Annotated in this window: 11 protein-coding genes; 1 reads left to right on the forward strand and 10 read right to left on the reverse strand. The window is 72.9% G+C overall.

Annotated elements, in window-relative coordinates; all coding sequences use genetic code 11:
* Positions 1 to 27: 27 nt before the first annotated feature.
* The 9 genes from C8054_RS26915 to lpdA form a co-directional block, all read right to left on the reverse strand.
* Complete coding sequence (locus tag C8054_RS26915) at positions 28 to 927, reverse strand: TIGR01777 family oxidoreductase (RefSeq protein ID WP_107161623.1); 900 nt, start codon at positions 925 to 927, stop codon at positions 28 to 30.
* 93 nt (positions 928 to 1,020) lie between these two features.
* On the reverse strand, positions 1,021 to 1,416 hold the full coding sequence (locus C8054_RS26920) for a type II toxin-antitoxin system VapC family toxin (protein ID WP_233220197.1): 396 nt from the start codon (positions 1,414 to 1,416) through the stop codon (positions 1,021 to 1,023).
* Positions 1,417 to 1,432: 16 nt separating this feature from the next.
* Positions 1,433 to 1,702: a type II toxin-antitoxin system Phd/YefM family antitoxin gene (locus tag C8054_RS26925; protein WP_107161628.1), complete on the reverse strand. Its 270-nt coding sequence runs from the start codon at positions 1,700 to 1,702 to the stop codon at positions 1,433 to 1,435.
* Between the two features lie 298 nt (positions 1,703 to 2,000).
* Positions 2,001 to 3,011: an aldo/keto reductase gene (locus C8054_RS26930; RefSeq protein WP_107161630.1), complete on the reverse strand. Its 1,011-nt coding sequence runs from the start codon at positions 3,009 to 3,011 to the stop codon at positions 2,001 to 2,003.
* A gap of 4 nt (positions 3,012 to 3,015) precedes the next feature.
* Positions 3,016 to 3,969 (reverse strand): LLM class flavin-dependent oxidoreductase, encoded by a 954-nt coding sequence (locus tag C8054_RS26935; RefSeq protein ID WP_199199936.1) that lies wholly within the window; start codon positions 3,967 to 3,969, stop codon positions 3,016 to 3,018.
* Between the two features lie 118 nt (positions 3,970 to 4,087).
* On the reverse strand, positions 4,088 to 4,966 hold the full coding sequence (locus C8054_RS26940) for an oxidoreductase (RefSeq protein ID WP_107161632.1): 879 nt from the start codon (positions 4,964 to 4,966) through the stop codon (positions 4,088 to 4,090).
* Between the two features lie 73 nt (positions 4,967 to 5,039).
* On the reverse strand, positions 5,040 to 6,377 hold the full coding sequence (locus tag C8054_RS26945) for a low temperature requirement protein A (protein ID WP_107161635.1): 1,338 nt from the start codon (positions 6,375 to 6,377) through the stop codon (positions 5,040 to 5,042).
* A 93-nt stretch (positions 6,378 to 6,470) separates the two neighbouring features.
* Positions 6,471 to 8,342, reverse strand: a complete 1,872-nt coding sequence (gene sucB / locus C8054_RS26950; RefSeq protein ID WP_107161637.1) for a 2-oxoglutarate dehydrogenase, E2 component, dihydrolipoamide succinyltransferase — start codon at positions 8,340 to 8,342, stop codon at positions 6,471 to 6,473.
* Positions 8,343 to 8,408: 66 nt separating this feature from the next.
* On the reverse strand, positions 8,409 to 9,800 hold the full coding sequence (gene lpdA / locus C8054_RS26955) for a dihydrolipoyl dehydrogenase (RefSeq protein ID WP_107161640.1): 1,392 nt from the start codon (positions 9,798 to 9,800) through the stop codon (positions 8,409 to 8,411).
* Positions 9,801 to 9,977: 177 nt separating this feature from the next.
* On the opposite strand from lpdA, the gene C8054_RS26960 reads away from it, so the two are divergent.
* Positions 9,978 to 10,307: a hypothetical protein gene (locus C8054_RS26960; RefSeq protein ID WP_107161658.1), complete on the forward strand. Its 330-nt coding sequence runs from the start codon at positions 9,978 to 9,980 to the stop codon at positions 10,305 to 10,307.
* 75 nt (positions 10,308 to 10,382) lie between these two features.
* Here C8054_RS26960 and C8054_RS26965 read toward each other — a convergent pair whose 3' ends face one another.
* Positions 10,383 to 11,696, reverse strand: coding sequence for a leucyl aminopeptidase (locus C8054_RS26965; RefSeq protein WP_233220199.1), 1,314 nt, complete (start codon positions 11,694 to 11,696; stop codon positions 10,383 to 10,385).
* Positions 11,697 to 11,706: the final 10 nt, after the last annotated feature.

The raw sequence follows: 11,706 nt of genomic DNA on the forward strand, positions 1-11,706 counted from the left end.
AACACCTACCAGCAGCTCGCGCCGCCCTCAGCCGGCGAGGGCGGCGTGCAGCGCGCCCGGCAGGTCCGGGTGGGTCCAGGTGAAGCCGGCCTTCCCCAGCACCCCGGGCAGCACGCGGGTGCTGGTGAGCGCCTCCTGCGCGAAACCGCCGAGGGCCACCTTCAACGCCAGCGCCGGGATCGGCATGATCGCCGGCCGGTGCAACTGACGGGCCAGCTCCCGGGTGAACTCGGCGTTGGTGACCGGCGCCGGACCGACCACGTTCACCGGGCCGGCCACGTCGTCGCGGGCCAGCAGGAACGCGGTCGCGTCCAGCCAGTCCGGCATCGAGATCCACGGCACCCACTGCCGGCCGTTGCCCAGCTTGCCGCCGACGCCCAGCCGGAACGGCAGGAGCTGCGGCTTGAGCAGGCCGCCGTCGCGGTGCAGTGGCAGCCCGGTCCGCAACCGCACCACCCGTACGCCGGCGTCCTCGGCCGGCCGGGTCGCCGCCTCCCAGACGCGGCAGACGTCGGCGAGGAACCCCTCGCCGGCCGGCGCGTCCTCCTCCACCGTGCGGTCCCCGGTGTTGCCGTACCAGCCGACCGCGGAGGAGTTCAGCAGCGCCGCCGGCCGGTCCGCGGCGGGCAGGCCGGCGATCGTGATGGCGAGCGTGGAGGTGCTGTCCACCCGGCTGGTCCGGATCAGCTTCTTGTAGTCGTCGTTCCAGCGCTTGTCACCCACCCCCGCGCCGGCCAGGTTCACCACCGCGTCGGCGTCCGCGACCAGTTGCGGGTCGAGCTGCGCGGCGGACGGATTCCACTGCCGCTCGTCAGCGGTGCGCGGCGGGCGGCGGACCAGGCGGGTGACCTGGTGCCCGTCGGCGGTGAGCCGGTCGACCAGTCGGGTGCCGAGGAAGCCGGACACGCCGGCCATGAGGATCCGCATACTCACATCTTCGGGTACGCGACGCGATCCGGATGCGTGGAGCGAAATCACTCACGCGTCACGCCCGCCGCGCACCTGATCGAACCCGGAACGTCAGCCGGCCGGCCGACTGACTGGGCGAACAGCTACCAGCTCGTCCAGCCCGACGAAGTCGGCGGGATTGGTGGTGTAGAGAGGAAGGGCGTTGGCATGCGCGACGGAAGCGATCATCAGGTCAGCCACTCGGCGGCGGGTCCCACGCCCGGCAGCACGCACGGCTGCGGAGATCAGGCCGAAAGCCCGTGCTGCCTCCGCGTCGAACACAAGCGGCTCGAAAATGGCCTCGACATGCTGCAACACGCTCATCCGGCGGGCCCGCTCACCGGGGTCGTCGGTGTGATGCGGGCCGGCCGAGAGTTCCGCAAGGGTGACCGCGCTGATCACCATCTCGTCGGGTAGCTCCGATGCGACCAGGGCGCTCAGATGGATGACGATGTTGGTGTCGATCAAGCCCCGGACGGAGTTCTCACCAGTCACGACTGAGGAGGTCCTGGTCGATCGCGGCATCGAGGTCAGCCCGCAGCCGTGCCTCGTCGAGCCGGGGGGCGCTGGCAAAGGTCGCGAGCACCTCGGCTCTGGGTACGAACATGCGCCGCCGGATCGGAATCAACCGCCCGATCGGCGTGCCGTTGCGAGTGATCGTGAAGGATTCGCCGCGCTCCACCCCGCGCATGATGGCGCCGGAGTCGTTTCGCAGCTCACGTTGAGTGATCTCTCGATGGGCGTGCTCAGCCACGCCGAGATTCTATCCCACATGTGCTACGAAGTGCTACACGGTGCGCAGGCGGTAGTCGGCGCGGCGCGGTGTCGCACGGGCATGTCGCGCCCGCAGCCGAGACGCCTCGGCCCGCGGTGTATGCCTCAGCGTCATAATCATGACGCTGAGGCATACCGCATTCGACAAGACATGTCTCCCGTCCGCGACACGCCCGGCCCCGAGGCGGTCCGCGCGCACTCCCGGTGCGGCCGTCGATGGCCGCCCGCAGGATGTCGCCCTGGCCCGGGTGCCGGGCGTACCCGTCACCCCGCCGCGCTCACGCGGTCGCCGGGGTGCTGCGCAGGTCGGCGAGAAGACGCTCCACCTCGGCGAACGTCGCCTCCGGCAGCGGCCCGTGCGCCAGTGCGCCGAGGTTTTCCCCGGCCTGGTCGACGGTCCGGCAGCCGGGGATCGGCAGCGTCAGCGGGCTGCGGGCGAGCAGCCAGCCAAGCGCGCCCTGGGCGAGCGTACGACCGTCGGCGGTGAGCGCCTCCCGGACCCGGGCCACCCGGTCGGCCCACTCGGCGCGCGGGACGCCGTCGCTGAACCAGTCCAGCCACTCGGGCGCCACCCCGCGCACGTCGTCCCCACCGCGGGCGGTCGGCGTGTCCTGGTACTTGGCGGTGAGCAGCCCCATCGCCAGCGGGCCGCGGTTCAGGCTGGCCAGGTCGAACTCCGCGCAGACCGCGAGCATCGCGGCGTTGTCCCGCAGCACCGACTGGTCGTGCTGGATCGCCGCGCAGTGCCGGCCGGCCTCGGCGAACGCGCGCGCCGAGGCGGGGTCGTCGGTGCTCCACCCGTACGCCCGGATCTTCCCCTCACCGACCAGCTCCTCCAGCGTCTCGACCAGATCCAGCGCCTGCGGCACCGGCAGGCCGCCCAGGTGCAGCTGGTAGAGGTCGACGTGGTCGGTGCCGAGCCGGCGCAGCGAGCCCTCCAGGCTGCGCCGCGCGTACCCCGGGCTGCCGTCCTCGCCGGTGGCCTGTCGGGTCGCCTCGTCCGTGGGGTAACCGAACTTGGTGGCGATCACCGCCCGGTCCCGGCGGCCGGCGAGGGCCCGGCCGAGCACCCGCTCGCTGTGCCCGGCCCCGTAGTTGCTGGAGGTGTCGAAGAGGGTCGCGCCCAGCTCCAGCGCCCGGTGGATGGTACGGACCGACTCGTCGTCGTCCACCTCGCCCCAGCCGAGAGGCTGGGTGCCCGCCCAGAGCGGGCCGCCGATCGCCCAGCAGCCCATGCCGATCGCGCTCACCTCGATGCCGCTGCGGCCCAACCGTCGTGTCGTCGTCATGGGATCAGTGTCCGGTCTCGAGTGCGCTCGAAGTCGACCCGTTTTCGACCAGCCGGGGCAGCAGCGGGGCGATCTCGTCGACCGCTCCGGCGCGTACCACGAAGCGGGTGACGCCCCAGCGGCGCCGGTGCCCGGCCACCGCCGCGACGATCTCGTCGGCGGTGCCGATCAGCACGAACGGGGTGGCCAGCACCTCCGCCGGGGTGAGGCCGGTCTCGGCGGCCGTCCCGGCGGCGACCGCCTCGGCGTCGTCGGTGATCGCGACGTGCTGGACCAGCGCCTCCAGGGCCGGCGGTGTGTGCCGACCGGCAGCGCCGGCCGCCACGTGGGCGAGTTGCGCGTCGAGCTGGTCGGCCCGCCACCGCACCTCGTGCGCGTGCCCGTCCGCCAGCGTGCGCCCGAAGCCGGTCAGGCCGACCACGTCGGCGTGCGCGCCGGCCCACCGCAGCAGCGTGGAGTTGGCGGTGCCCAGGGTGAGCGGGATCCGGTCCTGGACCGGCCGCGGATCGTCGAGGCGGGCGGCGTACGCGGCCAGCTCGGGTGTGTCCACGGTGACCTCGTCGCCGGCCAGCAGCGCCCGGACCGCCTCGGCCACCGCCACACAGCGACGGACCCGGCCCGCGACGTCGGGACGCTCGCGCCCCACCGCGCGCCACTCGCCCGGCGTGTGCCCGGCGCCCAGGCCGAGCCGCGCCCGGCCACCGGAGATCACGTCCAGGGTGGCCACCTCGGTGGCGAGCAGCATCGGCTCCCGGACCCCGGCGTTCGACACGTACGAGCCGAGGCCCAGCGAGCCGGTCACCGCCGCGGCGGCGGCCAGCGCCACGAACGGGGCCGGGCCGAAACCCGGATGGTCGGCGGCCAGCAGCGCGTCGAAGCCGGCGGCCTCGACGGTGCGGGCCAGCTCACCCCAGCTCGCCCCGTCCGTGGGCCGGGCCTGTACGGAGAAGATCGCCATCCCCCCAGTCTCCGGCCCCCCGCCGCCCCCCGCGGTCCCCTTCTGCCCAGGGCCGAAGGTGCAAGGAGGGGCCCCCGCTTAACGCTTCGTGCATAGCAGGGGCCCCCGCTTAACAACCTCAGACCGCGTCGAGCCGCGCCAGGTCGGCGGCGGAGAGGCGGAGCGCGGCGGCCGCTACGTTCTGCGCCAGGTGCGCCGGGTCGCCGGTGCCCGGGATGGCGAGCACGTTCGGGCCCCGGGCCAGCGTCCAGGCCAGCCGGACCTGGGCGGCGGTGACGCCGTGCTCCCGCGCCACCGCGAGCACCTCCGGGTGCTCCTCGCCGATGGCCCCGGCCTCCCGCCCGCTGGTGGCGAGCGAGAAGAACGGCACGAACGCGGTGCCGTGCGCGGCGCAGTCCCGGATCAGCTCGTCGTGGATCCGGCGGTAGCCGAGGCCGTACGAGTTCTGCACGCAGACCACCGGGGCGATCGTGCGCGCCTCGGCGACCTGGTGCCGGCGTACCGCCGAGACGCCGAGGTGCCGGATCAGCCCGGCGTCGACCAGTTCGGTGAGCGCGCCGAAGTGCTCGGCCAGCGGCTCCGGCCCGTGCACCCGCAGGTTCACCACGTCCAGGTGGTCCCGGCCGAGCTGGCGCAGGTTCTCCTCGACCTGCCCGCGCAGCTGCTCCGGCCGGGCCGCCGGCAGCCACTCGCCGGACGGGTCCTTGCCCGGCCCGACCTTGGTCACGATGACCAGATCCTCCGGGTACGGCGACAGCGCCCGGTTGATCAGCTCGTTGGCCGAGCGCAACGGCGAGAAGTAGAACGCGGCCGTGTCGATGTGGTTGACGCCCAGCTCGACCGCGCGGCGCAGCACGGCGACGGCCCGGTCCCGGTCGCTCGGGCTGCCGTCGGCGTTCGCGGTCAGTCGCATCGCGCCGAAGCCGAGCCGGTTGACGGTCAGGTCGCCGAGCTGCCAGGTGCCGGCGGCGCCGGCGTGGACGGTGTCGAGGGTCATGCGGGTCCCCGTTCCTCGTGTCGAGACCCCATGGTGGGGCCGAGCGGTGACACGCAGGCCGTCCGGAAACGGTTCAACCGCCGGGCCGCTCACCCTCGTCGGGCTGCTCGTGCCAGCGGGCCCGCCAGGCCGCCTCGTGCGCCTCGTGGCTGGTCCGCTCCTCGAAGACGAGCTTCCGCAGCGCCCGCCGGCCCTCGTCGAAGACGATCACCTCGGTCGCCACCATGCCCACCGTGATGACTGTCAGCAGCGCCATCGCGACCAGGCCCGGCACCCGCTGCGCGACCGGGACCGTCGCGCCGAGCAGCAGCACCGCCGCGACCCGGGTCCAGCTCACCGTGCGCAACGTCCGCGCCTGGAAGAGCATGTTGCCGCAGAGGTAGCAGGCCACGCCGCCAAAGAGCAGCGGGACGGCCGGAAAGTGCGCGGACTCGCTCGGTGGCACCCGCGGATCGGCGATGTCGTGCACGATCATCTCGGCGCCGAGCGCGAACAGGATGATGCCCGCGATCATCGGCAGGAACAGGTACGCGTACGCGTCCCGGGCCATCGCCACCCGGGGTCCGTCCCGGGCGGCGTGCAGGGCGATCCGCGCGGCCGGCCCGACCATGTCGTAGTGCGCCCACCAGAGCGCCGCGGTGAAGAAGATGCCGAGCACCGCCGCCACCACGGCCGGCCAGGTGGGCGGCTGCCCGAGCAGGTTGCTGCCCACGCCCACCGAGATGACCGACTCGCCCAGCGCGATGATCAGGATGAGGTCGTACCGTTCGGCCCAGTGCTCGGCCGAGACGACGCCCCAGCCCCAGGTGCCGGCCAGCAGGCCGGTGCCGTACTGGAGCAGCACGACAGTGGCCCACAGCCCGTCCCGGATCACCGACGCCGAGGTGAGGCCGTCGATCTTCGGCGGGACCAGCGCGGCGACCAGCAGCAACAGCGTGCTGCCGACCACCTCCGGGGCGAACCGCATCAACTGCCGGCGCTCGGCCGGGCTGTCCCGCACCACGTGCCGGTAGAGCAGCAGGTGCACCAGGCGCAGCACGGTGTAGCTGACCGCCGCGACGATCGGTCCGGCCGCGTTGCCGCGCGGGTCGCGGAACGCGTTCGGCAGCGACAGCGCGAACGTGAACAGCGCCGCCATGCCGACCGTCATGAGGACCGGGACGAAGCCCTCGCCGAGCCGGACCCGGGTGGCGACCACGCTGTGCACCACCCACGACCACCACAGCACGGCGAGCACCAGCAGCGCGTGCAGCAGCGCGCCGCCGGTCACCTGGAGCGCGGTGGCCCGGGTGATGATGAAGAACGAGAAGACGAAGACCAGGTCGAAGAAGATCTCGAACCGGTCCACCCGGGCGCCCGGGGCCACCGGCACCGCCGGCCCGAGGCGCCTCCGCCACCCGTACCCGCCCACCGGCCGAGTCTGTCAGCGTGCGGTCCGCGCCGGGGGCGGAAACAACGAAGGGGGTACGCGGCCGGTGCCGCGTACCCCCTGTCGCCTCGGGCGTCAGAGACCCAGTTCGGCCTCGAAGTTGCCGGCCTCCAGCCGCTCCTTGACCGCGGTCAGGAAGCGGGCGGCGTCCGCGCCGTCGATCAGCCGGTGGTCGTACGACATGGCCAGGTAGACCATCGACCGGACCGCGATGACCTCGCCCAGCTCCGGGTCGTTGACCACGACCGGGCGCTTCACCACGGCGCCCGTGCCGAGCATCGCCGACTGCGGCGACGGCACGATCGGGGTGTCGAAGAGCGCGCCCCGGCTGCCGGTGTTGGTCAGCGTGAAGGTCGCCCCGGCCATCTCGTCCGGGGTGATCTTGTTGGACCGGGTGCGCTCGGCCAGGTCGGCGATCCGCTTGGCGATGCCGCCCATGTTGAGGTCACCGGCGTTGTGGATGACCGGCACGAGCAGCCCGCGCTCGGTGTCCACGGCGATGCCGAGGTGCTCGGCGGCCGGGTAGGTGATGGTGCCGCCGTCCAGGTCCATGCTGGCCTGGATGATCGGGTAGGTCTGGAGCGCCTCGATGGCGGCGAGCGCGAAGAACGGCAGGAAGGACAGCTTCACGCCGTGCCGGGCCTGGAACGACTCCTTGGCCCGGGCCCGCAGCTTGGCGACCTTGGTGACGTCGACCTCGACGACGGTGGTCAGCTGCGCCGTCTCGTGCAGCGACTGCTGCATCCGCTTGGCGATGGTCGCCCGGATCCGCGGCAGCTTCTCCGTGGTGCCCCGCTTGGCGCTGGGCTGCGGCTTGGCGGCCGGCTGGGCGGGTGCCTTCGCGGCCGGCTGCTGCTCGGCGGCGGCCGGCTGAGCCTTGGCGGCCTTCGCCTTCTCGGCCGCCTCCAGCACGTCCTGCTTGCGGATCCGGCCACCCACGCCGGTGCCGTTGACCGCGCCCAGGTCGACGCCGTGCTCGGCGGCGAGCTTGCGGACCAGCGGCGTCACGTAGCCGGCGGCCTCCTCACCGCCGCCCTGGGCCGGGGCGGTCGGGCGCTGCGGCGTGGCGGTCGGCGCGGCCGGCTGGGCGGCCTGCTCGGCCTTGGCCGGCTCGGCGGCCTGCTCCGCCTCGGCGGACGGCTCGTTGTAGGACATGCCCGGGGTGGGCTCCTCGACCTTCGGCTCCGGCTTCGGCTCGGCCTTGGGCTCCGGCTTCGGCTCGGCCTTGGGCTCCGGCTTCGGCTTCGGCTTCGCCTCCGCCTTGGGCTCGGCCTTCGGCTCGGCCGGCGCGGCGCCGGCCGCCCCGACGATCGCGAGCACGCCGCCGACCTCGGCGGTCTCGTCCTCGGCGACCTTGATCTCCAGCACGGTGCCGGCGACCGGCGACGGGATCTCGGTGTCCACCTTGTCGGTGGAGACCTCCAGCAGCGGCTCGTCCACCTCGACGGTCTCGCCGACCTGCTTGAGCCAGCGCGTCACCGTACCCTCGGTCACGCTCTCGCCCAGGGCCGGCATGGTCACCGGGGTGCCCTCGCCGGACGACGCGGCGGGCTGGGCCGGCTCCTCGACGGCCGGCTGCTCGGCCTCGGCCTCGGGCTCCGCGGCGGCCTGCGCGGCCTGCTCCGGCTCGGGGCCGGTGCCCTCGGCGGCGGCGGTCGGCTCGGTGGCCGGCTCGACCTCCTCCTTCGGGGCGCTGCCCGCGTCCTCGCCCTCGCCGGCGATGACCGCCAGCTCGCTGCCGACCTCGGCGGTCTCGTCCTCGCCGACGACGATCCGGCTCAGCACGCCCGCCGCGGGGGACGGGATCTCGGTGTCGACCTTGTCGGTCGACACCTCGAGCAGGGGCTCGTCGACCTCGACGGTGTCACCCTCCTGCTTGAGCCAGCGCGTGACGGTGCCCTCGGTGACGCTCTCGCCGAGCCGGGGCATGGTGACCGATACCGGCATGTTCTCCAGACTCCTTCATTCCCCTGGTGGGATCATCGCCCGTCGCCGGACGCCGCGGTTGTCGTGTCAGGCGTGCGCGTGCAGCGGCTTGCCGGCCAGGGCCAGGTGCGCCTCGCCCAGGGCCTCGTTCTGGGTCGGGTGGGCGTGCACCAGCTGCGCCACCTCGGCCGGGTAGGCCTCCCAGTTGTAGATGAGCTGCGCCTCGCCGATCAGCTCGCCGACCCGGGCGCCGACCATGTGCACGCCGACCACCGGGCCGTCGTCCACCCGGACCAGCTTCACGTGGCCGGCGGTCTTGAGGATCTGGCTCTTGCCGTTGCCGCCCAGGTTGTAGTTGTAGGTCTTGACCTTGTCGGCGCCGTACTGCTCCTTGGCCTTCGCCTCGGTCAGGCCGACCGACGCCAGCTCCGGGTCGCAGTAGGTGACGCGCGGGATGCCGGCCTCGTCGATCACGGCGGGGTTCTTCCCGGCGATCTCCTCGGCGACGAAGATGCCCTGCTGGAAACCGCGGTGCGCGAGCTGGAGGCCGGGCACGATGTCGCCGACCGCGTAGACGTTCGGCACGCTGGTGCGCAGCCGCTCGTCGGTCAGCACGTAGCCGCGGTCCATCTTGACGCCCTGCTCCTCGTAGCCGAGGTTGGCGGTGGTCGGGCCACGGCCCACGGCGACCAGCAGCAGCTCGGCCTCGACCGTGTCGCCGCCCTGAATGGTCAGCTTGACGCCGTTGTCGGTCTTCTCGACCTTCTCGAACGGCTTGCCGACCTTGAAGTTGATCTTCCGCTTGCGGAACGCGCGCTCCAGCGCCTTCGACGACTCCTCGTCCTCGGCGGCGACCAGCCGGGGCAGCGCCTCGACGATCGTCACGTCCACGCCGAAGGACTTCCAGACGCTGGCGAACTCGACGCCGATCACGCCACCGCCGAGCACGATCGCCGACGCCGGGACGCGGTCCAGGGTGAGCGCGTGGTCGCTGGTGATGATCCGCTCACCGTCGACCTCCAGGCCGGGCAGGCTCTTCGCGTACGAGCCGGAGGCCAGGATCACGTTGCGGCCGGTGTAGCGCTTGCCGTCCACCTCGACCACGTTCTTGCCGACCAGCTTGCCGGCGCCGGCCACGAAGGTGATCTTCTTGGCGCTGCCCACCAGGCCCTGGAGGCCCTTGTAGAGGCGGGAGATCACGCCGTCCTTGTACGAGTTGACCCCCGCCATGTCGATGCCGACCAGCTCGGCCTTCACGCCGAACTGCTCGGACTCGCGGGTCTGGTCGGCGATCTCGGCGGCGTGCAGCAGCGCCTTGGTCGGGATGCAGCCGTTGTGCAGGCAGGTGCCGCCGAGCTTGCCCTTCTCGATGAGCGCGACGGAGAGATCCAGCTGGGCGGCACGCAGCGCCGCCGCGTAGCCGCCGCTACCACCTCCGAGGATGACGATGTCGAAGGTCGTGTCGTTCGGCTCGCTCACATCCAACTCCCAGGTCGCGTCGCTGCATCGGGGGTTACGGCGGGGTAACAGGCACACCCCACCTCGGTCATCTTGTCACCACCCCGGCCCGAGCGCGTACCGAGGTGCCCAACGACACGTCGGCGGCACGTACCCTTGGCATCGTCTTCGATGACGTCCGGGGGAGGAGTGGGTCCGGTGGCGCTGTTCCGACGACGCAAGCGGGTGGCCGCGGTGAGCCGTGACCGTGCCGCCGAGCGCGCCGATCTGGACCATCTCGAGAACTTCGTCCGCACCCGACGGGGCGTCGAGGCGTTCCTGGAGCCACGGACGACTGTCACCGAGACCACCGTCATGCTGATCGCCGACGACGGCGAGTGGACCCGGCGGCGGGTCGGCAGCCCGGAGGACGCCCGGCGTTGGGCGCACCGGACCGCCATCCCGATCTACGACGTCCGGCTGATGGGCTACCCCCAGCGCATGCGCGACTACAACGAGCGCCGCAAGCGCCGTCCCGAGCTGTTCTGAGCGCCCCGGGCCGCAGGTGTTAAAAGGGGCCCCCGCTTATGCAGAATGCGTTAAGCGGGGGCCCCTCCTTACGCCTCAGCCGTTGGCGGCCACGTCGTCGACCAGGTGGAGCAGGGTGCGCACCGGCACGCCGGTGCCACCCTTGGTCCAGTAGCCGGTGGCCTCGCCCGAGTGGTAGCTGGGACCGGCGATGTCGATGTGCGCCCAGGCCACGTCGTCGGTGACGAACTCCCGCAGGAACACGCCGCCCTGGAGCATGTGACCGGCGCGGTCCATGCCGGCGTTGACCTGGGAGATGTCCGCGACGTCGGACTCCATGCCCTTGCGCACGTCGTCCGGCAGCGGCATCGGCCAGGCCGGCTCGCCGGTCGCGTCACCGGCCACCCGGACCCGCTCGCACAGCTCCGCGCTGCCCATCACGCCGGCGATCCGCTTGCCCAGCGCGATCACCTGGCCACCGGTCAGCGTCGAGGTCTCGAACAGGTAGTCGGCGCCGTCGGAGCAGGCCCGGGCCATCGCGTCGGCCAGGACCATCCGGCCCTCGGCGTCGGTGTTGAGCACCTCCACCTTCTTGCCGTTGAACATGCTGATCACGTCGCCCGGCCGGTAGCTGGCACCCGACGGCATGTTCTCCGCCATCGGCAGGTACGCGGTGACCGTCACGTTCGGCTTGAGCGCTGCCACCGCCAGCATGGCCGCGCCGACCGCCGCCGCGCCGGCCATGTCCGACTTCATCTCCCACATGCCCTGCGCCGGCTTGATCGAGATGCCGCCGGTGTCGAACGTGATGCCCTTGCCGACCAGCGCGACCCGCTTGCCGTTGCCGCCGCCGGGCGGCGTCCAGGTGAGCTTCACCAGCCGCGGCGGCGCCTCGGAGCCCTGGCCGACGGCCAGGATGCCGCCGTACCCGCCGGCCGCCAGCGCCGCCTCGTCGAGCACCTCGACCTCCAGCCCGGCCTCCCGGGCGGCGGTCGCCACGGCGTCGGCGAACGCCGGCGGACGCAGCTCGTTCGGGGCGGTGTTGACCCAGTCCCGGCTGGTCCGCACCGCACCGGCCACCGTCTGCGCGCGCTCGACCTCGGCCAGGGCGGTCGCGTCGGCCGCGTCCGGCACCGCGACCAGCAGCTCGGACACCGGCGCGCGCCGGGCCGGCTGCGGCTTCGTCTTGTAGCCGGCGAACCGGTAGCCGCCGAGCAGCGCGCCCTCGGCGACCGCGCGCAGCGCGGCCGGCGCGTCGGCGTCGTCCGGCAGCGGCAGGGCGAGGGCGACGCGGGCCGCGCCGGCTGTCACCCCGACCGCGGTCAGCGGGATGCGGGCCAACACGGACACCAGCAGCAGCGAGCGCAGGCCGGGCAGGGCGAGCGCCTCCCGGTAGGGCTTCAGGTTCACGACGGCCGCA

Source organism: Micromonospora sp. RP3T, from assembly GCF_003027925.1.
GTDB lineage: Bacteria > Actinomycetota > Actinomycetes > Mycobacteriales > Micromonosporaceae > Micromonospora.